The sequence below is a fragment of the Xanthomonas sp. LMG 12461 genome, assembly GCF_009192935.1.
Taxonomy (GTDB): domain Bacteria; phylum Pseudomonadota; class Gammaproteobacteria; order Xanthomonadales; family Xanthomonadaceae; genus Xanthomonas_A; species Xanthomonas_A sontii.
The window spans coordinates 25541-50399 of record NZ_NQYT01000035.1; the positions used below are offsets into that span (position 1 = coordinate 25541).

Here is a 24859-nt window from a genome sequence, read left to right on the forward strand (position 1 = left end):
GGTGGACAAGTTGTGCGGTCATGCGCTTGATCCTCTTGCCTGTGCCGTCTGTGCCTCGCTGATGCGGCGACCTGCTGCAATGGGCGAGGTTCACGTCGTGACGTTCACTTGCCGTTCCTTGCCTTGCGGTTGGATGCGCAGATGATGAATCGATAGAACGAATCGACAGCACGACCGGCGCGGCCAGCGTGTGTCTGTGGCGACGACCTCGCACGGCGTGCGCCGAAGCGACTCCTCATCCTCAACCTCATCCTTGGAGACAGCCATGCACATCGATCTATCCGGTAAAACCGCCCTCGTCACCGGCTCCACCGCCGGCATCGGTTTCGGCATCGCCAAGGGCCTGGCCGCGGCGGGCGCCGAGGTCGCGCTGAACGGCCGCGACCAGGCCCGCACCGAGGCCGCTGTGGCTACCCTCAAGCGCGACCTCGCCAATGCCCGCGTGCGGGCCGTAGTGGGCGACGTGGCGACCGCGGCCGGCTGCGAGGCGATCGTCGCGGCGCTTCCCGCCGTCGACATCCTGGTCAACAACGCCGGCATCTTCGGCATGCAGGATTTCTTCGACACGCCCGACGCGGAATGGGAGCGCTTCCTGGCGGTGAACGTGCTGTCCGGTGTGCGGCTTTCCCGCGCGTATCTGCCGGCGATGGCGGACAAGGGATGGGGGCGTGTGCTCTTCGTCTCGTCCGAGTCCGGGCTCAACATCCCGGTCGAGATGATTCACTACGGCGTGACCAAGACCGCCGATCTCGCCCTGTCGCGCGGGCTGGCCAAGCGCATGGCCGGCACCGGCGTCACCGTGAATGCCATTCTGCCCGGGCCGACGCTGACGGAAGGTGTCGCCGCCATGTTGTCCGACCAGGTGCAACAGTCCGGCAAGCCGCTGGACGAGGTGGCTGCCGACTTCGTCAAGGCGCATCGCGCCAGCTCGATCATCCGCCGCGCCGCGACGGTGGAAGAGGTCGCCAATCTCTGCGTCTACGTCGCCTCGCCGCAAGCGTCCGCGACCACCGGTGCGGCGCTGCGCGTGGATGGCGGCGTGGTGGATACCATCGCCTGAGCCGGGCAGGGGGCTCTGCATTCGCGCACGCGAGGCCGAGGCGGCGCCGCGCCGCCGCCTCGTAATGTCTGGCGGATCGCCGGCGCTGGAGTTGAAGTGCCGATGCGCGAGGCGGTGCCGTGATCGGCACATCTTCCGTGTGCATGCGTCACTCGTCGTTGCGCGCGTCGTGCAATCGGAATCACGCAGGCAAAAAAAACGACAAGCGTCGGCTTGTCGTTTTTGATCTGACTGGTGCGCCCGGAGAGATTCGAACTCCCGACCGCCTGGTTCGTAGCCAGGTACTCTATCCAACTGAGCTACGGGCGCGTTGTCAGGCGCGGGATTATTCACGAGTTGCGGCGATTCGTCTACACCTGCGTGTCGACGGCATGACGAATCGCGAACCAGTGCGCTCCCGGAGCGGTCTCGATGCGATCGCCTTGCCGCGGCAAGGCAAAAAAAAACGACAAGCGATGGCTTGTCGTTTTTCATCTGACTGGTGCGCCCGGAGAGATTCGAACTCCCGACCGCCTGGTTCGTAGCCAGGTACTCTATCCAACTGAGCTACGGGCGCGTCGTCAGGAGCGGAATTATGCGGGAGTAGATCGGGCCCGTCAATGCTCTTTCCGAAAAATTTCACCGATCCCCGGCCAGCAACGCCGCGGCCACCGCCGCAGGCCGCTTCATCCAGGCGAAATGGTCGGCGGCCACGCCCAGTTGCGTGGCGTCCAGGCAGCGGATCTGCGGCGCCGGCGTGGCCAGCTTGTCGAGCAGACCGCGCAGCGAACTCTCCGGCGCCAGCCAGTCGTCCTGCAGCACCACGCCACGCGCCGGCAGCGTCAGATGCGCCAGTTGCGCCTCCAGGTCGATCGCCAGGCCGGCCGCGGCGTAGCGGCCGCTACGGCCCACGTGCGCCCAATCGGCGATCAGGCCGCGCGCTTCGGTGCCGCCAAAGCCCAGGCGGCGTCCATGCAGCACGCCTTGCCGCTGCGCCAGCCACGGCAGCAGGCGGTACGCCAACGGCAGCAGATAGCCGCGCGGCGCGGGAAAACGGCGCCAGTACGGCGTGCCGCTGGCGACCAGCCACAGCGCGGCGAAGGCCTGCGGCTGCAGGCTGGCGTAGCAGCAGGCGAGCTGTCCACCGAGGCTGTGGCCGCCGACGAGCAGCGGTGCCGCGATCCCGCACCCGGCGATCGCCGCTTGGCTGGCGGGCAGATCCAGGTGCAGCAGAGCGCGATAGCCCCAGTCGCATTGCCGCGACGGCCGCAGCGTGCTGCTGCCGTTGCCGCGCCATTCGTGCAGGAACACCGCGACGCCGTGTGCGGCCAGTGCTTCGGCGAACGGTAGGTAGTGGCGCGCGGCCACGCCCAGCGCGGGGAGCCACAGCAGCGCCTGCCGCGGTGCGTCGGGAACGCGCGCCATCAAGCTCCAGCGATGGCCGTCGGCTGCGGCGACGGGCAGGGCGTGCTCGGCGACCGCCGCCGCGGCGATGGGCACTGCGCTCATGGGCCGCGCGCCGCGCCGAAGTGGTCCAGCACCGTCACGTCGCTGCGGCCGGGCCGGTAACTGCCGCGCAGGGCGCGCGCCACATAGTCGATCGCCGCTTCGCAGGCGGCCGGCAAGGCCAGGCCCTGGCACAGCTGTGCGGCGATCGCCGCGGCCAGGGTGCAGCCGGTGCCGTGCGCGTCCAGCGGCAGGCGCGCATGGCTGAACTCGCTGCGGCTGACGCCGTCGTCGTAGCGGTCGATCACCCGCTGGCCTTCCTGCAGGTGGCCGCCCTTGAGCAGTACCGCCTGCGCGCCGGCCTTGAGCAGCGCGGCGGTGGCGTGCTCGGCGTCGTCGGCGGTGTCGATCGGGCGGCCGAGCAGCAACTGCGCTTCCGGTACGTTCGGCGTCACCAGCGTCGCCAGCGGCAGCAGGCGCTTGCGCAGCGCATCCAGGGCATCGTCCTGCAGCAGCTTGGCGCCGCTGGTGGCCACCATCACCGGGTCCAGCACCACCCACGGTGGGCGATATTCTTCCAGCGCATCGGCGACCAGGTGGATCACCTCGGCGTTGGCGAGCATGCCGAGCTTGACCGCGCCGATGTCGAAGTCGGCGAAGCAGGCATCGATCTGTGCGCGCAGGAACGACAGCGGCGGCACGTGTACCGCGGTGACGCCGCGGGTGTGCTGCGCGGTCAGCGCGGCGGCCGCCGCCAGCCCGTGCACGCGGTGCGCGGCGAAGGTCTTGAGGTCGGCCTGGATGCCGGCGCCGCCGCCGGAATCGGTGCCGGCGATGCTCAGTGCGGAGACGACGGTGGGTTCGCTCATGCGCCGATTGTGCAGGGCCGGCGCGGGTTATGCACTCGGCCGTGCCTTCAGCGCTCGCGGCTGCGGTAGTGCGCCTGCAGCGCGTACAGCGTGCCGACCGTGCCGGTCAGCAGGGCGGGGCCGAGCAGGGCGTCGAAGCCGACCTGCCGGTAGGCCCAGGCGCCGAGCACGCCGCCGCACAGGAAGCCGCCGATGATCAGCAGGCTCAGGCGGATGCGCCGACGCGGCAGCGGCAGTCCGCGCAGCGCCTGGCCCAGGCCGATGCCGAGGTCGGTGAACATGCCGGTGAGGTGGGTGGTGCGCACCACTGCGCCGCTGTAGATGGTGGTGGTGGCGTTCTGCAGGCCGCAGGCGATCGCGGCGAGCACGGCGCCGGCGAGTTGCTGCTGCTTGAACGCCTGCATCGCCGCCAGCAGCAGCAGCGCCTCCAGCGCCAGCGCCACGCCGTAGCGGCGGCCCAGGCGCAGGCGGCTGTCCTGCACGATGAAGCCGCCGAGCATCGATCCGCCGAGGAACGCCAGCACTACGCCGACCAGTTGCGCGATCGCGCGCGCGTCGCCATCGGCCAGCGCCGCGCCGAGCAGGGTCGTGGTGCCGGTGAGGTGGGTGACCGCCTGATGTTCGAAGCCGAGATAGCCGACCACGTTGACCATGCCGGCGACCGCGGCCAGCGTGCCCGCGAAGGCCCAGGCCCAGCGGGGCAGTTCCAGGTTCATGCCGCGCGCGATGCGGCCGCGGCGCGGCGACCGCGGTGCGCGGCCGCCCCGGCACGCCGCCAGTGGCACCTGACCGCAGCCATCTCAACGTGCGCCGTTGACCGCGATCTCGGAGAAGCGGGCGCTCGCCGGGTCGTAGACCGCGCCCCAGAAACGGTTGCCGCCGCCGCAGGCCTTGACCGCGTCGACCGTGGGGTCGCGCTCGCTGCTGTCGTCCGGCGCGAAGGCGTTGACGTAGATCGCCTGCTTGCCGCGGTACAGGATGCCGACGTACTGGCGATCGGACGCGCTGGGGTCGGCGATCTGCGGCTGCAGTTGCGCCAGGTGCGCTTCTAGTTGCGCGATCTGTTCCGGGGTCGGAATCCAGTAGCCGGTGACCGCGCCGTCCTGGCGCGCCGGGCTGTCGCGCGAGCAGGTGTCCAGCACCTGCGTCGCGGTGCTGTTGCGGGTGACGATCCACGACTGCCCGGCCTTGACCGCGGTCGGCACCATGGCCGGCCCGCGCGCGGTGGCGCAGGCGCCGAGCAGGGCCATGGCCAGCGCCATGCCTGCCAGGCGCACGCCGGTCGCCGCGTTCACAGGACCTCCGAGGCGTAGTCGGCCAGGCGCGAGCGCTCGCCGCGGCGCAGGGTGATGTGCGCGCTGTGCGGCCAGGCCTTGAAGCGGTCCACCGCGTAGGTCAGGCCGGAGGTGGTCTCGGTCAGGTACGGCGTGTCGATCTGCTCGACGTTGCCCAGGCACACGATCTTGGTGCCGGGGCCGGCACGGGTGATCAGCGTCTTCATCTGCTTCGGGGTCAGGTTCTGCGCCTCGTCCAGAATCAGGTAGCGCGACAGGAAGGTGCGCCCGCGCATGAAGTTCATCGAGCGGATCTTGATGCGGCTGGCGAGCAGGTCGTTGGTGGCCTGGCGGCCCCAGGTGCCGCCTTCCTGGGTGTGGGTGAGCACTTCCAGGTTGTCGGTGAGCGCGCCCATCCACGGCGTCATCTTCTCTTCCTCGGTGCCGGGCAGGAAGCCGATGTCCTCGCCGACGCTGACCGTGGCGCGGGTCATGATGATCTCGCGGTAGCGCTGCTGGTCCATGGTCTGCGCCAGGCCCGCGGCCAGCGCCAGCAGGGTCTTGCCGGTGCCGGCGGTGCCGAGCAGGGTGACGAAGTCGATTTCCGGGTCCATCAGCGCGTTGAGCGCGAAGTTCTGCTCGCGGTTGCGCGCGGCGATGCCCCACACCGCGTGCTGGCCGCTGCGGAAGTCGTCGACCAGCGCCAGCGTCGCCTTGCGCTCGGCGTTGACCTTGACCACGCGCAGTTCCACTTCGTCCTCGCCCGGCAGGTACAGGTACTGGTTCGGATACCAGTCCTCGTCGGCGGCCAGGGCGATCTCGTAGCAGGTGCGGCCCTTGTCGCTCCAGCTGCGCAGGTCCTGGTTGTGCTTCTGCCAGAAATCTTCCGGCAGTTCGATCGCGCCGGTGTAGAGCAGGCTGAAATCGTCGAGCGCGCGGTCGTTCTCGTAATCCTCGGCGACCAGGCCGCTGATCGCCGCCTTGATGCGCAGGTTGATGTCCTTGGACACCAGGATCACCGGGATTTCCGGCTGCTCCTCGCGCAGCGCCAGCACCGCGGCCAGGATCTTGTTGTCCGGGGCCACGCTGCCGAAGCTGCGCCCCGGCTCGACCGGGCGCACCTGGAAGTACAGCCGGCCGATGGCGCCGGTGCTCTTGAGCTGGATGCCCTGCGGATGGCTGAGCGGAATGCCGGATTCGATCTGCTCGGCGCCTGCGCCCTCGATCAGCTCGTTGAGGAAACGGCTGACCTGGCGCGCGTTGCGGCTGACTTCGGACATGCCCTTCTTGGCATTGTCCAGTTCCTCGATCACCTGCATCGGCAGGAACACGTCGTGTTCCTCGAACTTGAACAGCGCGGTCGGATCGTGCATCAGCACGTTGGTATCCAGCACGTAGATGCGCTTGCCTCGGGTCATCATGGATTCCTGAAAGAGGAGCAGGGACGCGCCATCGCTGCCTGCGGGGCAGGGCGATGCGGGGTGCGGGAAACGGCGGTGATCACTGCTGGGCGGCGGCCTGCAGCGTGTCGAGCACGGCCTGGGCGTGGCCGGGAACCTTGACCTTGCGCCAGCTGCGGACCAGCTGGCCGGTCGGCGAGAGCAGGAAGGTGCTGCGCTCGATGCCCAGCACCTGGCGGCCGTACATGTTCTTTTCCTTGATCACGTCGAAGGCGCGGCACAGCGCCTCGTCGGTATCGCTGACCAGGGCGAAGCGGAAGCCCTGCTTGGCGCAGAAGTTGTCGTGCGACTTCACCGAGTCGCGCGACACGCCGAGCACCGTGGCGCCGGCCTGCTCGAACTGCGGCAGCAGCGCGTTGAACTCGATGCCCTCGGTGGTGCAGCCGGGCGTGCTGTCCTTCGGGTAGAAATACAGCACCAGCCAGCGGCCGGCGTAATCGCCGAGCGTGGCGCTGGCGCCGCCGGACAGCGCCAGCGGCAAGGCCAGCGTGCTGCGGTCCAGGGTGTCGCCGTCCTTCATGGTGTGTCCTCCGCGTGCATCGCCATCATCTGCGTTCGATTGCGTCGGTGTCCAGCGCGGCGCACTCAGAACTTCATCGGATCCATGATCGCGTCCAGGTTGAGGTGGTCGCAGAACTCGAGGAAGTCGTCGCGCAGCGCGGCGATGTGCATGTTCGCCGGCACCCCGATCGTCACCTGCGCCGAGAACATCTCCGCGCCGGTCTGCATGGCGCGGTAGCGCGTGCTCTGCAGGTTCTCGATGGTGATGCCCTGGCGGTCGAAGAAGTCGGCCAACTGGAACAGGATGCCGGGTTTGTCGGCGGCGATGACTTCGACGATGTACGGCAGCAGGTTGGACTGCGCCTGCTTGGCGCCGGTGCGGTACCACACCAGCTTCATGCCTTCCTCGCGGTCGAGGCGGGTGAGCATGGCTTCGAGCTTGGCCACCGAGTCCCACGAGCCGGTCGCCAGCGCGGTCACCGACACGTCGCGGCCGACCGTGGCCAGGCGCGCATCGACGAGATTGCAGCCGCTGTCGGCGATGCGACGCGTCACCGGCAACAAGGGCGACTCCGGATGCGTCGTGTAGGCGTTGATCAGGAGGTGGTTTTCGGTCGGCGCGGGCCGGGGCGTGGTGTCGGTCAAAGGGGCTTCCGGCATTGCGTAAGGCTGAACGGCATCCGGGCGGTCGCCCGGCATGGTGTGCAGCATACTTGCCCGCGCTTTCGGGCCGCAAGTAACATGCGGGGCGACCCTGCCCCGCGTGCGGGGCCGACCCGTCCGCGCAGCCTGCGCGGCCCTCTTCTCCCAGCGAGCACCCGGCATCTTGTCCCTCTCCGGCATCATCACCGCCCTGGCCACGCCCTTCCAGGGCAATGGCGACCTCGACCTCGACGCCTGGCAGCGGCTGCTCAAACGCCAGCTCGACGGCGGCGTGCAGGGGCTGGTGGTGGCGGGATCGACCGGCGAGGCGGCCACGCTGCTGGACGAGGAGTACGACCGGATCCTGCGCGAGGCGGTGCAGACGATCGGCGGGCGCGTACCGGTGCTGGCCGGGACCGGCCTGTCCGGCACCGCCAAGACCGTGGCGCTGACCCAGCGCGCCGCCGCCGGTGGCGCGCAGTACGCGCTGGTGGTGACGCCGCCGTACGTGCGCCCGACCCAGGCGGGGCTGATCGCGCATTACACCGCGGTCGCCGAACAGGGCGGCCTGCCGGTGGTGTTGTACAACGTGCCCGGCCGCACCGGTTGCGACCTGCTGCCGGAGACCGTGGCGCACCTGGCGCAGCACCCGAACATCGTCGGCATCAAGGATGCCAGCAGCGACCCGCAGCGCATCGCCGCGCTCGCCGCCCTGCGCAGCGATCGCTTTGCCGTGTTCAGCGGCGACGACGGCAGCGCCGCGCAGGCGATGCTGGCCGGCTATGACGGGCTGATCTCGGTCGCCTCCAATGCCTTGCCGCGCGCCTACCGGCGCCTGTGCGACCTGGCGCGCGCGCGCCAGGCCGAACCCGCGCAGGCCTGGGACGCGCGGCTGCAGCCGTTCCATGCGTTCTGCGGCATCGAATCCAACCCGATCCCGGTCAAGGCGCTGTTGCAGCGCGCCGGGATCGGCCACGGCCTGCGGCTGCCGCTGCTGCCGTTGTCCGCGGCGCACCACGCCACGGCCGACCGACTTGCCGCCGACGCTGCCGCGTTGGAAGACCTATCCAGCCGCGAAACGCTCGCGGCCTGACTCCAGGAGATTGATTGATGCGTGCTTCCGTTCCCTACGTCCGCGTGCTGTCGGCCGCCGTGCTGGCGACCACCCTGGTCGCGGCCACCAGCGGTTGCAGCTGGTTCCACAAGGGCAAGCCGCGCGGCGACTACGCGCTGGCGCCCGACATGCGTCCGCTGGAAGTACCGCCGGATCTGACCTCGCCCGATACCTCGGCGGCGATGAAGGTGCCGGCGCTGGCCTCGGCGCAGCGTCCTGCGGCCCCGGCCGGCCAGGCCCCGGCGGCCTCGAACAGCGGCTTCGTGGTGCCGGGCACGCGCGACCAGGTGTTCGGCCAGGTCGGCGACGCGCTGGGCGGCATCGAAGGCGTCACCATCGCCAGCCGCGCGCAGCTGCTGGGCTCCTACGACGTGGCCTACGAAGGCAGCAACTTCCTGGTGCGCGTGGTGGCGGTGGATGCCGGCGTGTACGTCTCGGCGGTGGACCCGCGCGGCCTGCCGGCCACCGGCGAAGCGCCGGTCAAGCTGATCGCGGCGTTGAAGGCCAAGCTGGGTCACTGAGCCGGCGGCGGGTCCGGCGTGTGCGCCGGGCTGCCATGCGGTTAGCATGCGAAACGGGCGCCTTGTGCGCCCGTTTTGTTTTCCGTAGGAGCCAACTGCCACGCGACCGAGATACATGACGCCCGCTAGGTATCCAACCTCAAGGCGTCGGGACTGAAGTCCCTCCCACAGTGCACCCAGCCAACGTGTCGCAAGTCCCGTGCGGGGCCGTTTCGCCGTGTGTGAGCTGCGCCTGCATCAGCTGCTGCGGAAACCAGTCTTCTTGCGTGCCCTCGACGAACAACAGGCGACGTACGTGATCACGAGTAGTGTGCTCATTGGCAGCCATTGCAATGACGCAGGCGTGCGCTGCTGTCGCAGTCGCTTTTGATGTGGCTTTGGCTTTTGACTTACCGGGTTCCCTTCCGCAGCGGCGGCCGTCGCGGGGAAACACCCGGAGGGCGGCGTACATGGATGTACGCCGTCCGCGGCAGGGGCAGGATGCCCCTTCCGCGGATCCCCGTGATGGACGCGGACCCGGAGCGCGTTAGCGCGGAGGGCGCGAGGCAGGGTGTGCTTTCTTTTGGTTACTTTTCTTTGCACAAGCAAAGAAAAGTGACTCGCCGCAAGGCGAAAGCTCTCGCTGTCGCTTGAGATTTGTAAATCAAACGCGAAGAACCTAGAAGTCAACTGTCCTACAGTTGCGAGCGCGGGATTCACGCAGCACGATGAGTGCAGTTACTTCTGCAGCAGTGGCAGCTTGTTCGGCTTGCCGTCCCACTCGGCGGCGTCGGGCAGCGGTTCCTGGCGCGTGGTCAGCACCGGCCAGGCCTTGGCCAGTTCCGCGTTGAGTGCGACGAAGCCTTCCTGGCCGGCCGGCACGTCGTCTTCGGGGTAGATGGCGTTGGCCGGGCATTCCGGCTCGCACAGCGTGCAGTCGATGCACTCGTCCGGATCGATCACCAGGAAGTTCGGGCCGGCGTGGAAGCAATCCACGGGGCACACTTCCACGCAGTCGGTGTATTTGCACTTGATGCAGTTTTCGGTGACGACGAAAGGCATGGCGGAATCCGACGATTAACCCGGTAATTCTAATGCAAAGCGGCTGTCGCCGCCGTGTGTGCGGGCTGGCCGGACGGCGGCCCGCGACGCGCGGCTCAGCCGGCCAGGCCGCCGTGCTGCTGCGCCAGCCGATACAGGCCGCGTGCGGCCAGGTCCTCCGGATGAGTGCGCACGCGGCTGCCGAGCGCGGCCAGCGCATGTGCGTAGCGCGCCAGCAGGCCGCTGCCGCCGACCAGGTGCACCACCGGCGGCAAGACGGGGTGCGCGCGCAGTTCGTGGCCGATCAGCAGGCCGGACAGGTAGGACGGTGCCGCGGCGGCGCTCAGGCGTTCGAACAGGCCCAGGCTGCGCACGCCGAACAGATGGTGCAGCACCCCGCCAGGCTCGCCGCTGCGCTGCACGCCGGCGTCGAACGCGGACGCATCGAAGACGCCGTCGTCGGCGTCCATCAGCCGCGCCAGCAGGCTGTGCGTGCGCAGCAGTGCGTACAGCTCGCCGGTCATCATCGTCGCCAGCGAGGCGATGCGCCCGTCCTGCAGGGTCACCCACTTGCTGTGGGTGCCGGGCAGGCAGACGTGGTGGATCTCGGCCGTCGGCGGTTCCTGCGCAAGCAACGCGAGCAGGCCGATCAGCTGCGTCTCCTCGCCGCGCATCACGTCCGGCACGGCGTCGGCGTCGCTGGCCACGCCGGGCACGAACCACAGCGTGCGGCCGGGCAGGGCAGGATCCTGTAGCGGCTGCATCGCCGCGGCCAGGGCGGCAGCGTCGGCCGGGCAGGGCGCGTACGGCAGTTCGATCCAGCCGTTGCGGCTACCGATCATCCCGCACAGGACGATGTCGCCGTCCCAGCCGTCGATCAGGGTGGCCAGGGTCGCGGCGAAGCGGCCCTGGCAGGCGGCGATGCCCTGGTCGCTGCGGCGCTGGTCGAGAATGCCGCCGTCGGCGTCGAGCCGATAGCCGCGCAGGCTGCTGGTCCCCCAATCGACGACGATCATGCGCTGGCGATGCGTCCTTCGGGCAGGCCGGCGATGCCGACCGCGGCCACGTATACGCCGCCGGCCTGCGGCGTGCGTGCCAGTTCGTCCTCGCTGTGATCCTGCCGCGAGGTGCTCAGGTACAACGTGCCGCCGTCGGTGCCGCCGAGGGCGGGGCAGGTGGGATGCTTGACCGGCAGGGCGACACGGCGCTCGACGCTGCCGTCGGGGCGGTAGCGCACCACCTGCCAGGCGCGCCATTGCGCGTTCCACAGGTGGCCTTCGGCGTCGACGATGGCGCCGTCCGGCTCGGCGCCGGCATGGTCCAGTTCGGCGAACACGCGGCTGTTGGCGGTGTGCGCGCTGTCCGGGTCGTAGTCGCAGCACAGGATGCGCGGCTGCACCGAGTCGCAGTAGTACAGGGTGCGGCCGTCGGCGCTGAAGCAGATCGCGTTGGGAATGGCCACGCCCGGCAGCGGCAGGCGGCGCAGGCCGTGGCGCGCCGACCATTGGTAGAAGCTGCCGACCGGCGCCTGGTCCTCGCGTTCGCTCATGGTGCCGAACACGAAGTTGCCGTGGCGGTCGGCGCGGCCGTCGTTGCTGCGGGTGTCGTCGCGTTCCGGCTCCACGTCCGCCAGGTGCTGCAGTGGCAACACGCCGTCAGCCTCGGCGGCGGCGTCCGGATCGGCGGCGTACACGCCCTTGGCCAACGCCAGCAGCAGGCGGCCGTCGTCGAACAGGCCCAGGCAGCCGGGACGATCGGGCAGATCCCAGTGTCGGCTGACATTGCTGGCGGGATCGTGGCGCCACAGGCGGCGGCCGCTGATGTCGACCCAGAACAGCACGCCGCGGCGTTCGCACCACAGCATGCCCTCACCGTGCGCACAGCGGCTGTCCACCGCCAGCGTGGCGGTGTGGCGGGGCGGAAGAGAGGTGTTCATCGGCTCACCACTCGGCGATGCTGCCGTCGGCGTGACGCCAGATGGGGTTGTGCCAGTCGGGTGGGTTGGCGTTGGCATGGCGCAGGCGCTCCTCGTCGATCTCCACGCCGAGGCCCGGTTTGGGCAAGGCGGCGATGCTGCCGCCATTGTCGCAGGCGAAGTCGTCCTTGTTGAGCACGTAGTCGAGCAGGTCGGCGCCTTCGTTGTAGTGGATGCCGATGCTCTGTTCCTGCAGCACCGCGTTGTGCGAGACGAAATCCACTTGCAGGCAGGCGGCCAGCGCCACCGGGCCGAGCGGGCAGTGCGGCGCCAGGCCGACCTCGTAGGCCTCGGCCATGCTGGCGATCTTCAGGCATTCGGTGATGCCGCCGGCGTGCGAGAGATCCGGCTGCAGCAGCGACAGGCCGCCGGCCTGCAGCACCGGCTTGAAGTCGAAGCGCGAGAACATGCGCTCGCCGGCCGCCAGCGGGATCGGCGTGGATGCGGCCAGCCGCGGGTAGTACTCGGCCTGCTCGGGCAGCACCGGTTCCTCGACGAACAGCGGCTTGAACGGCTCCAGTTCGCGCAGCAGCACGCGCGCCATCGGCGCGGCGACACGGCCGTGGAAGTCGATGCCGAAGTCGATGGCGGTGCCGAACGCCTCGCGGATCTGCGCCACCTTGGCTACCGCCGCATCCACCGCGCGTGGGCCGTCGATCAGCTTCATTTCCTCGGTGCCGTTGAACTTGAAGGTGTCGAAGCCGAGGTCGCGGTAGCCCTGGATCTGCGCGATGGTCGCCGCCGGGCGGTCGCCGCCGACCCAGCGGTAGGTCTTCATGCGGTCGCGCACGCGCCCGCCGAGCAGTTCGTACACCGGCACGCCCAGCGCCTTGCCCTTGATGTCCCACAGCGCCTGGTCGATGCCGGCGATGGCGCTCATCAGGATCGGGCCGCCGCGGTAGAAGCCGCCGCGGTAGAGCATCTGCCAGATGTCGTTGATCCGTGCCGGGTCCTTGCCGATCAGGCTGTCGCCGAGTTCGCGCACCGCGGCCTCGACGCTGCGCGCGCGGCCTTCGATGACCGGCTCGCCCCAGCCGGTGATGCCCTCGTCGGTCTCGATCTTCAGGAACAGCCAGCGCGGCGCGGCGTGGTAGGTGGTGAGGCGGACGATCTTCATGCGCGGTCCAGATAGGCGTGGCGGAAGGCGGCGGCGTGCGCCTGGGTCTGTGTCAGCGACTGGCCGGGGCGGTACAGCTCGCCGCCGATGCCGGCGCCGATCGCGCCCGCGCCGAGGTAGTCGTGCAGGGTCTCGGTGTTGACGCCGCCGACCACGAACAGCGGCACCTGCGCCGGCAGCACCGCGCGCAGGGCGCGCACGTGGCCGGGGCCGTAGGTGGCGGCGGGGAACAGCTTGAGCATCTGCGCGCCGGCATCCAGCGCGTCGAACGCTTCGGTGGCGGTGGCGAAGCCGGCCACCACCTGCAGGCCGCGCGCCACCGCGTGGCGGATCACCGGCGGGCGCGTGTTGGGGGTGACGATGAAGCGTGCGCCCAGATCGGCCAGGGCGTCGACGTCGCCGATCTGCAGCACGGTGCCGCCGCCGATCCAGCAGCGCTGCCCGAACGCCTGCGCGGCCGGGCCGATGCTATCGGCCCAGCGCGGCGAGTTGAGCGGGATCTCGATCGCGTCGTAGCCGGCATCGGCCAGCGCCCCGACGTGCGCCAGCGCGTCCTCGGGGGTGAGACCGCGCAGGATTGCGATCAGCGGGAGTCGGAACGGGGAAGCGGCGGACATCGGAATACCTGGCGGAAATGACGGTGACGGAGGCGCCCGGCCAGCGCGGCGCAGCGGCGGGACCGGACGGCGGGGCCGCTGCAGTCCGCGCCATGCGTCGGCGCGCTGGCCCCACCCGACGGCCTCCGCAGCCGGCGGGCCGGTGCCCGACGACGGCGACGCCAGCGGGGGCGCGATGGGCCGTAGCCTGCGCGCGTGAGCTATGCTCTGCAAATGAAATTTTAGGCATATTCTATTCCGCCGCCGAATACGCGGCTCCGCTCCCCCAGGACGCCTGCCCACGATGAATGCTTCCGCCAACCCCTGGTTCAACGCCGCGCGCCTGAAGACCCGGCATCTGTTGTTGCTGCTGCAGTTGCACGAGCACCGTTCGGTGCTGCGCGCGGCCGAGGCGGCCAGCATGACCCAGCCGGCGGCGTCCAAGCTGCTGGCGGAAATGGAGGACCTGCTGGGGGTGAAGCTGTTCGAGCGCCACGCGCGCGGGGTCGAGCCGACCTGGTACGGGCAGGTGCTGATCCGCCGCGCGCGTGCGGCGATGTCGGAGATCGGCCGTGCCCAGGAAGAGATCGCCGCACTGTGCGAAGGGCGCATGGGCCAGGTCTCGATCGGCACCGTGGTCAACCCGGGCACCAACCTGGTGCCGCAGGCCATCGCCGAGGTCAAGCGCGAGTTCCCCGGCATCCTGGTGCGGGTGGAGATGGACTACAGCCGGCCGCTGGTGGCCAAGCTGCTCGATGGTCAGCTCGACATCGTGATCGGCCGCATCCTCGGCCCCTACGGCGCCGAGGCGCTGGAGTTCGAGCCATTGGCCGACGAGCCGCACTCGGTGATCGCGCGCGCCGGCCACCCGCTGTCCACCCGCGCCGACCTGCGCCATGCCGACCTGGCCCGCTACGGCTGGGTGCTGCCGCCGGCCGACAGCGTGCTGCGCGCGCGCCTGGACGCGATGTTCCTGGAGCATGCGGTGCCGGCGCCGCAGAACGTCATCGAGACCTCGTCGCTGCCGGTGATGACCAGCCTGCTGCGCGGCAGCGACCTGCTGGCCGCGCTGCCGGCCGAGGCGGTGGCGCCGTACGTGCAGGCCAAGCTGCTGACGGTGTTGCCGATCACGCTGGGCGTGCGCATGGAATCGTTCGGTATCGTGCGCCGCCGCGATTATCTGTTGCCGCCGGGCGCCGAACGCGTGTTGCTGGCGTTGCGCAATGCGGCCAAGCGGCTGTATCCCGAGCGCGCGGCGAGCGCTTGAATGCCGTCGCAGGCGCTGCCGTGTCGTAGATGGACGATTTCGTAGACATGCCGTGGTACGCATCCCGCTAGTCGGGAATCACATAGCTTGACGGGAATTTTTCATTTGTTTCACGCCAAGTGCATTCCTAGTCTCGGCCGATCGCGGTAGCGACCGGCCTGCCACTCTGCGCAGCGGCGCCATCCGATACGGCAGCGGCTGAGACCGACGCCGTCACAACTCGCAGGACGGCGCCCTGGTGCGACCGTCGCCCGTGTCTGTGTGCATGTCTCCTGGGAGGGAAACAGCATGGCATCGCAGCATTCTTGTGGTCCGGCTCTGCCGACCGCAGCGTCACGTCGTCCCCGTGTTTTGCCGCATTCGCTCATCGCGCTGAGCATCGGCCTGCTGCTCAGCGCACAGGCACTGGCGCAGGAGGCGGAGTCTGCGAGCGCACCGCCTGCCGCGCGCAAGAAGGGCGACCCGGTGACCCAGCTCGACGCGGTCGAGGTCAAGGGCGTGCGTGCGAGCCTGATCAAGTCGCAGTCGATCAAGCACGACGCCGAGCAGATCGTCGACGCGGTCAGCGCCGAGGACATCGGCGCGCTGCCGGACCGCAGCGTCACCGAGACGCTGCAGCGAGTCAGCGGCGTGACCATCGATCACTTCATGGCGCGCAACGACCCGGACCACTTCTCGGCCGAAGGCAGCGGGGTGATGATCCGCGGCATGACCCAGGTGCGCGGCGAACTCAACGGCCGCGACAGCTTCAGCGCCGCCAGCGGACGCGGGCTCAGCTTCGAGGACGTGCCGGCCGAACTGATGGCGGGCGTGGACGTATACAAGAATCCCTCGGCGGAGATCATCGAAGGCGGCCTCGGCGGCACGGTCAACCTGCGCACGCGCATGCCGTTCGACCAGCCCGGCCGTGTGGTGGGCTTCACCGCCGACGTCAACTACGGCGACCTGAGCAAGACCTACAAGCCGTCGGGCTCGTTCCTGTTCAGCGATCGCTGGAACACCGGCCTGGGCGAGATGGGCTTCATGCTCGATGTGGCGCATTCGGAACTGGCCACGCGCAGCGACGGCATCCAGGTGGAACCGTTCGTGCGCCGCACCGATCCCGCGCTGCTGGCCGGCACCAGCTTCGACAAGGTCTACGTGCCCGGGGGCGTCAACTGGCGCCAGCTGGAGTTCGAACGCAAGCGCAAGGGCGTGGCGGCCGCGTTCCAGTGGCGGCCCAGCGACGCCACCGACCTCTACGTGCAATACCTGCGCTCCTCCTACGACATGAACTGGCAGGAGCGTGCGGCGTTCTTCAACGACGACACCAACGCGATCGCGCCGGCGCCCGGCACCACCTTCACCTACGACGACGCAGGCCGTTTCGTCAGCGGCTCGCCGGTGTCCAGTTCCTGGCGCGGCAACGTCACCGGCAACAACGGCGTGCGCTTCTACACCGACAACCGCTATGCCCGGCAGAGCACCACCACCTCCGATCTGTCCGGCGGCTTCACTCATCGCCTGACCGACCGGCTGACCGTGCGCGGCGATATGCAACTGGTGCAGTCGCAGAGCGATACCCTGGACTTCACCCTGTTCAGCTCGATCTATCTGCCGGGCCTGACCTTCGACCTCAGCGGCAAGTACCCTGCGGTGACGCTGGCCGACCCGAGCTACACCGCCGACCCCTCCAACTACTTCTGGAGCGCGGCGATGGATCACCTGGCCAAGAACCGCGGCCGCGAACTGGCCACACGCTTCGACCTGGAGTACAGCTACGACGACAACCCGTGGCTGCGCACCTTCCGTGCCGGCATCCGCGCCACCGACCGCACCCAGACCAACAAGAATTCCGGCTACAACTGGGGCGTGATCAGCGACAACTGGGCGACCATCCCCGGCACCGCCACCGGCCTGGCCGACCTGGCCAGCTACATGACCGCGTCCTCGTCGCTGTATTCCTTTTCGAACCTGCTGCGCGGCAATGTGCGCGTGCCCAACAACCTGTACTTCCCGCGCAACAGCGCGGTCAAGGATTACGCCGGCACCTCGGCGCTGATCGAGCAGATCGTCGCGCTGCGCGGCTATGGCTGGTCACCGGACCAGTACCAGTTGCAGGACACCAACCGCCAGTTCGAGCGCACCCAGGCTGCGTACATGGTGATGTACTTCGGCAACGACACCGCCCTGGGCGTGCCGGTGGACGGCAACATCGGCGTGCGCGTGGTGCAGACCAGGACCGAGGCCTCGGGCTACGGCCAGTATCCGGACCTGTCCGCCACCTCGGCCTCGGACGCGCTCAAGGCCCAGTACTACGGACAGTACTTCCCGAACGACGCGCGCGGCAGCTACACCGACGTGCTGCCGAGCCTGAACCTGCGCTTCAAGTTCTCCGATGCGCTGCAACTGCGCCTGGCCGCGTCCAAGGCGATGGCGCGGCCGGACTACACCCAGTTGCAGCCGTATCTGCTGCTCACCGCCACCGTCAACGACGACGGCTCGCTGAAGGACTGGACCGGCTCCGCCGGCAACCCCAACCTCAAGCCGATGAAGGCCGACCAGTACGACGCCGCGCTGGAGTGGTACTTCGACAGCAGCGACATGATGTACCTGACGCTGTTCTACAAGAGCGTCAAGGACTACTTCTCCAACCAGACCGTCACCGAGAACTATGGCGGCCAGGACTTCCTGGTGACGCGTCCGTACAACATGGACAAGGGCCGCATCCGCGGCTTCGAGTACGGTTACACCCAGTTCTTCGATTCGCTGCCGGGCTGGATGAGCGGCTTCGGCGTCAATGCCAACTTCACCTTCGTCGACAGCAGCGGTGGCGTGAACACGGCCACCGATCCCTACACCAAGACCACCGTGACCGGCGTGGCGCTGCCGCTGGAAGGCCTGTCGCGGCGCAGCTACAACCTCGCCGGCATCTACGAGAAGGGTCCGCTGTCGGTGCGCCTGGCCTACAACTGGCGCTCGCGCTACCTGCTGACCGCCAGCGACGTGTCGACCAAGCTGCCGACCTGGTCGGACGACTACGGCCAGCTCGACGGTTCGGTGTTCTATCGGTTCACGCCGCACCTGCAACTGGGCATCCAGGCCAACAACATCACCAACGCGGAGACCAAGGTGCTGATGGGGCCGACCTCCTACAGCGATGGCGAGGTCGACCGGCATCTGTACACGCGCAGCTGGTTCGTCAACGATCGTCGCTACTCGCTGGTGCTGCGCGCCAACTGGTAGGCGCGCAGCCGTCTCCGGCACGCGGTCCGCCTGCGGCGAGGCAGGTGGCCGCGGCCGGCTTTTCCTCCCGACGCAGGAACCGCTTCATGACAAGACCGCTGCATCCCACCGTTCGCCTGGCGCTGCTGGCGCTGGCGTTCGCGTCATGGCCGGCCGCGGCGGAACTGCAACTGCCGTTGCTGTTCGCCGACGGCGCCGTCCTGCAGCGCGATGCACCGATTCCGGTCTGGGGTTGGGCCACGCCTGGCGCACGCATCCAGGCGCGCCTGGACGGTGCCAGCGCCAGTGCGGTCGCGGGCCGCGATGGCCGCTGGCGACTGCAGTTGCCGGCGCATGCGGCCGGTGGCCCGTACGTGCTGGAGGTGCAGGGCGACGGCAGCCAGCGGCGCATCGGCGATGTGCTGATCGGCGACGTGTGGCTGGCCAGCGGCCAGTCCAACATGGAGTGGCCGCTGGCGCAGGCGCGCGACGGCGCGCGCGAAGTGGCGGCGGCGACGGATCCGCAACTGCGCAACTTCAAGGTGCCCAAGGCCTGGTCGGCGCAGCCGCAGCCGCGGCTGCCCGGCGGCAGTTGGGCCGCGGCGACGCCGGCCACCGCCGGCGCGTTCTCGGCGGTGGCGTATTTCTTCGCGCGCGACCTGCGCCACCACACCGGCGTGCCGATCGGCATCATCGACAGCACCTGGGGCGGCAGTGCGATCGAGGCCTGGATGGACGCCGCCTCGCCGGGCGTGGACGCGGCGCAGGTGCGCACGCGCATCGCGCAGATGCAGGCCAAGGACGCACAGGACCTCGGCGAGACCCGGCGGCGCCTGGCGCGCTGGCCACAGCCGACCACCGCGGATGCGGATGCCGGCTGGGCCGCTGCCGATCTGGACGACCGCGACTGGGACCGCCAGCCGCTGCCGGGGCTGTGGGAACAGCATGGCTACGTCGGCATGGACGGCGTCGCCTGGTATCGCAGCACTTTCACCCTCAGTGCAGCTGAAGCCAAGGCCGGCGCCGTCGTGGGCATCGGCCCGGCGGACGATGCCGACACCACCTACGTCAATGGCGTGGAGGTCGGCCATACCGAAGGGCGCTACACCGAGCCGCGCCGCTACCGCGTGCCGCCGGCAGCGCTGCGCGCCGGCGTCAACCACATCGCGATCCGCGTCCTGGATACCGGCGGCTTCGGCGGCATTCCCGGCGATGCGGCGGCGTTCTTCGTGCAGCCCGACGGCGGCCAGCCGCGCTCGCTGGCCGGCGACTGGCGGTTCCGCCCGGCCAAGGTCACGCTGGCCGCCAACGACGACAAGAACCAGGTGCCGACGCTGCTGTACAACGCGATGATCCATCCCCTGCAGCCGTTCCCGGTCAAGGGTGTGATCTGGTACCAGGGCGAGAGCAACGCCTACCCGTATGGCGCGCTGCGCTACCGCGAGCAGTTCGCGTCGCTGATCGGGCGCTGGCGGCAGGAGCGCGGACAGCCGCAGCTGCCGTTCCTGTGGGTACAACTGGCCAACTGGAAGGCCGGCAACGACCAGGGCGACCTGAGCCCATGGGCGCAACTGCGTGAATCGCAGACCAGGACACTGGCGTTGCCGGCCACCGGGCAGGCGGTGACCATCGACATCGGCACGCCGGACAACATCCATCCACCCAACAAGCAGGACGTGGGGCATCGCCTGGCGCTGGTCGCACGCCATGTTGCCTACGGCGAAACCCTGGTCTACAGCGCGCCGGTGTTCGCGCGCGCCACGTTCGCCGATGGCCAGGCGCGGGTGATGTTCGACTTGATGGGCAGCACCCTGGCGGTGCGTAGCGGCGGCACTGTGCTGCGTGGCTTCGCCCTGGCCGGCGCCGATCGCCGCTTCCATCCAGCGCAGGCGCGGATCGAGGGCGACCAGGTGGTGGTCCGTAGCGACGCGGTGCCGCAGCCGCAGGCAGTGCGCTACGCCTGGAGCGAAAACCCCGAGGACGCCAACCTGGTCAACCGCGAGCAGTTGCCGGTGGGTCCGTTCCGCAGCGACGACTGGTGAGGCAGGGCATCGGCCGCATGCGAAGAATTGGATCGCCGTCGCGCGCGTTGCGCACCGCATGGCGGCTGCCGGTCCTGCTGTCGCTGCTGCTGGGCGCCTGCCGGGCCGCGCCGGACGCGCCTTCGGCTGATGCGCACACGCCTGCTGCCGCGCCATCGGCGCCGGCCCAGGCACCGATCCCGCGCCTAGTCAGCACCGACGGCCGCCACACGCTGTTGGTCGATGGCGCACCGTTCCTGATCCTCGGCGCGCAGGTCAACAACTCCAGCAACTATCCGGCGGCGCTGGCGCAGGTCTGGCCCGCGATCCGCGCGCTGGGGCCGAACACGGTGCAGGTGCCGATCGCCTGGGAGCAGGTGGAGCCGGAAGAGGGACGGTTCGATTTCTCCTTCGTCGATACCCTGCTGGCGCAGGCGCGCACGCAGCGGGTGCGGTTGGTGCTGCTGTGGTTCGGCACCTGGAAGAACAACGGCCCCAACTACGCGCCGCATTGGGTCAAGACCGACGATGCGCGCTTTCCGCGCGTGGTCGCGCGCGATGGACGGCGCCTGGGTTCGCTGTCGCCGCTGGCGCCGACCACGCTGGAGGCCGACCGCACCGCCTTCGTTGCCTTCATGCGGCATCTGCGCCAGGCCGATCCGCAGCGCACGGTGATCATGGTGCAGGCCGAGAACGAGCCGGGCACCTACGGCAGTGCGCGCGATTTCTCGCCGATGGCGCAGCGCGTGTTCGACGGCCCGGTGCCGCAGGCATTGCTGCAGCGGCTCGGCAAGTCACCTGGCAGCTGGGCGCAGGTGTTCGGCGCCGAGGCCGACGAGATCTTCCACGCCTGGCACATCGCGCACTTCATCGACCGTATCGCCGAGGCCGGCAAGGCCGCGTATCCCTTGCCGATCTACGTCAATGCGGCGTTGCGCGGCCCGTTCAATCCGGGCCAGCCCGGGCAGTACGCCAGCGGCGGCCCCACCGACAACGTGCTCGACGTGTGGAAGGCGGCAGCGCCGCACATCGACCTGCTTGCGCCGGATATCTACATGCCCGAGTACCCGCTGTACACCACGGTGCTGCAGCGCTACGCACGCCCCGACAACGCGCTGTTCGTCGCCGAGACCGGCAACCGCCCCGAGTACGCGCGCTACCTGTATCCGGCGCTGGGCCACGACGGCATCGGCTGGTCCACCTTCGGCGTCGACTACAGCGGCTACTCCAACGATCCGCTCGGCGCCAAGCGCGTGGACGCACAGGCACTGGCGCCGTTCGCGCTGGGCTACCGCGCGGTAGGCATGGGCATGCGCGCGTTCGCCCGCGCCGCGGCCGCCGGCAAGCTGCACGGCACCGCCGAGGCGCCGGGCCAGGCGGTGCAGGAACTGCCGCTCAACGCGCGCTGGAGCGCCACCGTCACCTACGGCGTGCCGCAGTTCTGGTTCCAGGGCGAGCCGCCCGGCAATCCCGCGCCGATCGGCGCGGCGCTGATCGCCGAACTCGGCCCGGACACCTTCCTCATCACAGCCCAGCATGCGCGCGTGACCCTGCATCCGGCCAGCGCCGCGACCGCCAACATGCTCTACGACCGGGTGGAGGAGGGTGAGTACGAGGGCGAGCAATGGCGCTTCCGGCGCAACTGGAACGGCGACCAGACCGATTACGGACTCAACTTTTCCGACGTGCCGCAATTGCTGCGCGTCACCCTGGCGACGTATTGACCATGCGGCGGCGCCAGACGCGCCATGCCGCGTGACTTTCCAAGGGAGTGACCATGCACCACGCCAACCGTTGCCTGCCGCCTTCGTTGCCACGCCTGTTGGCGCTGGCGTTGCTCGCGGTCGCCGCGTCCGCCGCCGCGCAGCAGGTGACCCGCGATGCCGATGGCGTCACCGTGCATCCCAGCGGCAAGGGCGCCGCGCCGGTACGCCTGCAGGTGATCGACCGCGGCATCGTCCGGGTCAGTGCCGATCCGACCGGCGCATTCCAGCGCACACCCAGCCTGATGCGGGTGCCGGTGCAGGGCGACACCGGCTTTACGCTGGAGCAACACGGCGACACGGTGCAGCTCAAGACCGCGCGGATGACCGCGCAGGTCTCCACCGTCGACGGCCATGTCGGCTTCAGCGATGCGCAGGGCACGCCGCTGCTGGCGGAAGTGGCGGGCGGGCGCAGCTTCGCGCCGTTGCAGGTCGAGGGCCGCCACTACCTGAGCGTGCGCCAGCGCTTCGTCTCGCCGCCCGACGAGGCCTTCTACGGGTTCGGCCAGCACCAGCAGGGCTGGATGAACCAGAAGGGCCACGACATCGAACTGCTGCAGAGCAATCTCGACATGGCGGTGCCGTACCTCGTGTCCAGCCGCAACTACGGGATCCTCTGGGACAACAACGCGATCACCCGCTTCGGCGATCCGCGCGGGCTGCAGCCGCTGCCGGCGACGCTGCGCCTGTACGACGCGCACGGCAAGCCCGGTGCGCTGACCGCGCATTACGCGATCGACGGCAAGCCGGTGCTGGAGCGTCGCGAAGCCGACATCGACTATCAATACATCAAGGACCTGGCGAAATTCCCCGCCGCGGCCAAGCCCGGCGACAAGCGCCGCATGCAGGTGCGCTGGGAAGGCCAGATCGAGGCCGAACGCGGCGGCACGCATACCTTCTCGCTCTACGCCAGCGAATACGCCAGGCTGTGGGTCGACGGCAAGCTGCTGGTCGACCGTTGGCGGCAGAACTGGAACCCCTGGCACCACGAGTTCGCGCTGCAGCTGCAACCCGGCCAGCGGCATACCCTCAAGGTCGAATGGGACCTGATCGATCCCAGCTACATCGCGCTGCTGCATCGCGACCCGCTGCCGGCGGCCGAAGCCGGCGACCTGTCGCTGTGGTCCGAAGCGGGGCAGATGATCGACTACTACGTCGTCGCCGGCGACAACGCCGACCAGGTCATCGCCGGCTACCGCACGCTGACCGGCAAGGCCGTGTTGCTGCCGAAGTGGGCCTACGGCTTCTGGCAGAGCCGCGAGCGCTACAAGACCCAGGACGAACTGCTCGGCGCGCTGGCCGAGTACCGCCGGCGGCAGTTGCCGATCGACAACATCGTGCTCGACTGGTCGTACTGGCCGGAGAACGCCTGGGGCTCGCACGCCTTCGACCGCGCGCGCTTTCCCGATCCTGACGGCATGGTCAAGGCGGTGCACGCCAGCCACGCGCAACTGATGATCTCGGTCTGGCCGAAGTTCTATCCGAGCACCGCCCACTACAAGGAACTGGACGCGGCCGGGCACATCTACCGGCGCAACGTCGAGGTGGGCGAACTGGACTGGATCGGCAAGGGCTACACCAACGCCTTCTACGATCCGTATGCGGCCGACGCGCAGGCGATCTACTGGCGGCAGATCGACGAGACGCTCAACCGCAAGGGCATCGATGCCTGGTGGCTGGATGCCGACGAGCCCGACGTGCATTCCAACCTGGACATCGCCGAGCGCAAGGCGCGCACCACCCCGACCGCGCTGGGGCCGTCCACCGAGTTCTTCAATGCCTATCCGCTGCCGCACACCCATGGCGTCTATGCCGGCGACCGTGCCGCCGACGGCAAGCGCGTGTTCATCCTCTCGCGCAAGGGCTACGCCGGCATCCAGCGCAACGCCGTGGCGGTGTGGAGCGGCGACATCGCCTCGCGCTGGGAGGACATGCGCGAGCAGATCTCCGCCGGCGTCAACCTGTCGATGTCGGGCCTGCCGAACTGGACCTTCGACATCGGCGGCTTCGCCGTGGAGAAACGCTACGAAAGCCAGGACCCGGCGCACCTGCCCGAGTGGCGCGAACTCAACACGCGCTGGTTCCAGTTCGGCGCCTTCGTGCCGCTGTTCCGCTCGCATGGCCAGTTCCCGTACCGCGAGATCTGGAACATCGCGCCGGAAGGCACGCCGTACTACACCAGCATGGCCTATTACAGCCGCCTGCGCTACGCGCTGCTGCCCTACATCTACACGCTCGCCGGCGACACCTATCACCACGACGGAGTGATGATGCGCGGCCTGCCTATGGACTTCCCGCACGACCCCAAGGTCGCCGACATCGACGACGAGTACCTGTTCGGCCCGGCGTTCCTGGTCGCGCCGGTGACCCGCTTCGGTGCGACCTCGCGCAAGGTCTACCTGCCGGCGGGCACCGACTGGATCGACTTCAACAGTGGCGCGCGCCATGCCGGCGGCCAGACCATCGACGCCGCCGCGCCGCTGCAGCGCATACCGCTGTTCGTGCGCGCCGGCGCCATCGTGCCGATGACCCGCGTGCAGCAGTACGTCGACCAGATCCCGGATGCGCCGCTGACCGTGGTGGTCTATACCGGCGCCGACGGCCGTTTCTCGCTGTACGAGGACGACGGCACCGGCTACGGCTACGAGCAGGGCGAGTTCAGCCGCATCCCGTTGCAGTGGGACCAGGCCAGCGGCGTGTTGCGCATCGGCGCGCGCGAGGGGCGCTGGCCGGGCATGCAGGACCGGCGCAGCATCCATGTGCGCTTCGTCGATGGCCCGCGCGACGATGCCGGCGTGCTCGAACCCGCGGCCGACGCCAGCGTCGAGTACCGCGGCCAATCCCTGGAGGTGCCGCGCAAGGGGACCGGCCATGCCGTCGCGGCGCGGGCCGGATGAGCCTGGCGCGAGATGTCGCCAATGTCAGTTGCCGCGTGCTGGCGGTCATGGCGTGCTTGTTCGGTCGCGATGCAGCGAAACATGCGCGCTACGCCCGTACCCTCATCCGCCCCTTCGGGGCATCTTCCCCCGA

The 24859-nt window shown here is 69.2% G+C and carries 20 protein-coding genes and 2 tRNA genes; 8 read left to right on the forward strand and 14 right to left on the reverse strand.

What is annotated here, in order from left to right:
- The first annotated feature begins 265 nt into the window (after nt 1–265).
- A complete protein-coding gene (locus CEK68_RS09550) occupies nt 266–1060 on the forward strand; it encodes an SDR family oxidoreductase (protein WP_150409709.1) in 795 nt (264 codons plus the stop codon).
- 232 nt (nt 1061–1292) lie between these two features.
- Here CEK68_RS09550 and CEK68_RS09555 read toward each other — a convergent pair.
- From CEK68_RS09555 to CEK68_RS09595, 9 genes are all read right to left on the reverse strand, one after another.
- Nucleotides 1293–1369, reverse strand: a tRNA-Arg gene (locus tag CEK68_RS09555).
- Between the two features lie 170 nt (nt 1370–1539).
- A tRNA-Arg gene (locus CEK68_RS09560) sits at nt 1540–1616 on the reverse strand.
- A 62-nt stretch (nt 1617–1678) separates the two neighbouring features.
- On the reverse strand, nt 1679–2548 hold the full coding sequence (locus CEK68_RS09565) for an alpha/beta fold hydrolase (protein ID WP_152239239.1): 870 nt from the start codon (nt 2546–2548) through the stop codon (nt 1679–1681).
- Entirely contained in the window at nt 2545–3354 is an 810-nt protein-coding gene (gene thiD / locus CEK68_RS09570; protein ID WP_152239240.1) for a bifunctional hydroxymethylpyrimidine kinase/phosphomethylpyrimidine kinase, read from the reverse strand. The genes CEK68_RS09565 and thiD overlap by 4 nt, the downstream gene beginning before the upstream one ends.
- Nucleotides 3355–3401: 47 nt before the next feature.
- Nucleotides 3402–4070, reverse strand: coding sequence for a YoaK family protein (locus CEK68_RS09575; protein ID WP_148828178.1), 669 nt, complete (start codon nt 4068–4070; stop codon nt 3402–3404).
- Between the two features lie 84 nt (nt 4071–4154).
- On the reverse strand, nt 4155–4616 hold the full coding sequence (locus CEK68_RS09580) for a hypothetical protein (RefSeq protein ID WP_051067627.1): 462 nt from the start codon (nt 4614–4616) through the stop codon (nt 4155–4157).
- Between the two features lie 29 nt (nt 4617–4645).
- On the reverse strand, nt 4646–6046 hold the full coding sequence (locus CEK68_RS09585) for a PhoH family protein (RefSeq protein WP_026144466.1): 1401 nt from the start codon (nt 6044–6046) through the stop codon (nt 4646–4648).
- A gap of 82 nt (nt 6047–6128) precedes the next feature.
- Nucleotides 6129–6608, reverse strand: a complete 480-nt coding sequence (locus tag CEK68_RS09590; RefSeq protein WP_152239242.1) for a peroxiredoxin — start codon at nt 6606–6608, stop codon at nt 6129–6131.
- Nucleotides 6609–6673: 65 nt separating this feature from the next.
- Nucleotides 6674–7249 (reverse strand): glycine cleavage system protein R, encoded by a 576-nt coding sequence (locus CEK68_RS09595; RefSeq protein WP_087943489.1) that lies wholly within the window; start codon nt 7247–7249, stop codon nt 6674–6676.
- Between the two features lie 166 nt (nt 7250–7415).
- Between CEK68_RS09595 and dapA the strand changes: the two genes are divergently transcribed.
- On the forward strand, nt 7416–8324 hold the full coding sequence (gene dapA / locus CEK68_RS09600; protein WP_152236391.1) for a 4-hydroxy-tetrahydrodipicolinate synthase: 909 nt from the start codon (nt 7416–7418) through the stop codon (nt 8322–8324).
- Between the two features lie 17 nt (nt 8325–8341).
- Complete coding sequence (locus CEK68_RS09605) at nt 8342–8866, forward strand: hypothetical protein (protein ID WP_010343910.1); 525 nt, start codon at nt 8342–8344, stop codon at nt 8864–8866.
- 717 nt (nt 8867–9583) lie between these two features.
- Here the strand turns inward: CEK68_RS09605 and fdxA are convergent.
- From fdxA to CEK68_RS09630, 5 genes are all read right to left on the reverse strand, one after another.
- On the reverse strand, nt 9584–9907 hold the full coding sequence (gene fdxA, locus CEK68_RS09610; RefSeq protein WP_017909525.1) for a ferredoxin FdxA: 324 nt from the start codon (nt 9905–9907) through the stop codon (nt 9584–9586).
- A 95-nt stretch (nt 9908–10002) separates the two neighbouring features.
- Nucleotides 10003–10902 carry a 2-dehydro-3-deoxygalactonokinase gene (locus CEK68_RS09615; protein ID WP_152239243.1) on the reverse strand — a complete coding sequence of 300 codons (900 nt, stop codon included), beginning with the start codon at nt 10900–10902 and terminating at the stop codon, nt 10003–10005.
- Entirely contained in the window at nt 10899–11822 is a 924-nt protein-coding gene (locus CEK68_RS09620) for an SMP-30/gluconolactonase/LRE family protein (RefSeq protein WP_152239244.1), read from the reverse strand. The genes CEK68_RS09615 and CEK68_RS09620 overlap by 4 nt, the downstream gene beginning before the upstream one ends.
- A gap of 4 nt (nt 11823–11826) precedes the next feature.
- On the reverse strand, nt 11827–12978 hold the full coding sequence (dgoD, locus tag CEK68_RS09625; RefSeq protein ID WP_017913163.1) for a galactonate dehydratase: 1152 nt from the start codon (nt 12976–12978) through the stop codon (nt 11827–11829).
- On the reverse strand, nt 12975–13595 hold the full coding sequence (locus tag CEK68_RS09630; protein WP_017909521.1) for a 2-dehydro-3-deoxy-6-phosphogalactonate aldolase: 621 nt from the start codon (nt 13593–13595) through the stop codon (nt 12975–12977). Before CEK68_RS09630 ends, dgoD begins: the two co-directional genes overlap by 4 nt.
- A 283-nt stretch (nt 13596–13878) precedes the next feature.
- On the opposite strand from CEK68_RS09630, the gene CEK68_RS09635 reads away from it, so the two are divergent.
- The 5 genes from CEK68_RS09635 to CEK68_RS09655 all read left to right on the forward strand — a co-directional run bounded on the left by CEK68_RS09635 (nt 13879) and on the right by CEK68_RS09655 (nt 24726).
- Nucleotides 13879–14841 carry a LysR substrate-binding domain-containing protein gene (locus tag CEK68_RS09635; protein ID WP_148828171.1) on the forward strand — a complete coding sequence of 321 codons (963 nt, stop codon included), beginning with the start codon at nt 13879–13881 and terminating at the stop codon, nt 14839–14841.
- Nucleotides 14842–15192: 351 nt separating this feature from the next.
- Nucleotides 15193–18066 carry a TonB-dependent receptor gene (locus CEK68_RS09640; protein WP_343193918.1) on the forward strand — a complete coding sequence of 958 codons (2874 nt, stop codon included), beginning with the start codon at nt 15193–15195 and terminating at the stop codon, nt 18064–18066.
- Nucleotides 18067–18152: 86 nt separating this feature from the next.
- Nucleotides 18153–20087, forward strand: a complete 1935-nt coding sequence (locus CEK68_RS09645; protein ID WP_152239245.1) for a sialate O-acetylesterase — start codon at nt 18153–18155, stop codon at nt 20085–20087.
- A 17-nt stretch (nt 20088–20104) separates the two neighbouring features.
- The gene (locus CEK68_RS09650; RefSeq protein ID WP_226977830.1) at nt 20105–21790 is read left to right on the forward strand and encodes a DUF5597 domain-containing protein; all 1686 of its coding nucleotides are present in this window, start codon (nt 20105–20107) and stop codon (nt 21788–21790) included.
- Between the two features lie 53 nt (nt 21791–21843).
- Complete coding sequence (locus CEK68_RS09655) at nt 21844–24726, forward strand: TIM-barrel domain-containing protein (protein WP_152239246.1); 2883 nt, start codon at nt 21844–21846, stop codon at nt 24724–24726.
- The last annotated feature ends 133 nt before the right edge of the window (nt 24727–24859 follow it).

Excerpts from the sequence above, each read along its gene's own strand:
- CEK68_RS09550 (WP_150409709.1), top strand. The coding sequence starts at position 266 with ATGCACATCGATCTATCCGGTAAAACCGCCCTCGTCACCGGCTCCACC.
- CEK68_RS09565 (WP_152239239.1), bottom strand. The coding sequence starts at position 2,548 with ATGAGCGCAGTGCCCATCGCCGCGGCGGCGGTCGCCGAGCACGCCCTG.
- thiD (WP_152239240.1), bottom strand. The coding sequence starts at position 3,354 with ATGAGCGAACCCACCGTCGTCTCCGCACTGAGCATCGCCGGCACCGAT.
- CEK68_RS09575 (WP_148828178.1), bottom strand. The coding sequence starts at position 4,070 with ATGAACCTGGAACTGCCCCGCTGGGCCTGGGCCTTCGCGGGCACGCTG.
- CEK68_RS09580 (WP_051067627.1), bottom strand. The coding sequence starts at position 4,616 with ATGGCGCTGGCCATGGCCCTGCTCGGCGCCTGCGCCACCGCGCGCGGG.
- CEK68_RS09585 (WP_026144466.1), bottom strand. The coding sequence starts at position 6,046 with ATGACCCGAGGCAAGCGCATCTACGTGCTGGATACCAACGTGCTGATG.
- CEK68_RS09590 (WP_152239242.1), bottom strand. The coding sequence starts at position 6,608 with ATGAAGGACGGCGACACCCTGGACCGCAGCACGCTGGCCTTGCCGCTG.
- CEK68_RS09595 (WP_087943489.1), bottom strand. The coding sequence starts at position 7,249 with ATGCCGGAAGCCCCTTTGACCGACACCACGCCCCGGCCCGCGCCGACC.
- CEK68_RS09605 (WP_010343910.1), top strand. The coding sequence starts at position 8,342 with ATGCGTGCTTCCGTTCCCTACGTCCGCGTGCTGTCGGCCGCCGTGCTG.
- fdxA (WP_017909525.1), bottom strand. The coding sequence starts at position 9,907 with ATGCCTTTCGTCGTCACCGAAAACTGCATCAAGTGCAAATACACCGAC.
- CEK68_RS09615 (WP_152239243.1), bottom strand. The coding sequence starts at position 10,902 with ATGATCGTCGTCGATTGGGGGACCAGCAGCCTGCGCGGCTATCGGCTC.
- CEK68_RS09620 (WP_152239244.1), bottom strand. The coding sequence starts at position 11,822 with ATGAACACCTCTCTTCCGCCCCGCCACACCGCCACGCTGGCGGTGGAC.
- dgoD (WP_017913163.1), bottom strand. The coding sequence starts at position 12,978 with ATGAAGATCGTCCGCCTCACCACCTACCACGCCGCGCCGCGCTGGCTG.
- CEK68_RS09630 (WP_017909521.1), bottom strand. The coding sequence starts at position 13,595 with ATGTCCGCCGCTTCCCCGTTCCGACTCCCGCTGATCGCAATCCTGCGC.
- CEK68_RS09635 (WP_148828171.1), top strand. The coding sequence starts at position 13,879 with ATGAATGCTTCCGCCAACCCCTGGTTCAACGCCGCGCGCCTGAAGACC.
- CEK68_RS09645 (WP_152239245.1), top strand. The coding sequence starts at position 18,153 with ATGACAAGACCGCTGCATCCCACCGTTCGCCTGGCGCTGCTGGCGCTG.
- CEK68_RS09650 (WP_226977830.1), top strand. The coding sequence starts at position 20,105 with ATGCGAAGAATTGGATCGCCGTCGCGCGCGTTGCGCACCGCATGGCGG.
- CEK68_RS09655 (WP_152239246.1), top strand. The coding sequence starts at position 21,844 with ATGCACCACGCCAACCGTTGCCTGCCGCCTTCGTTGCCACGCCTGTTG.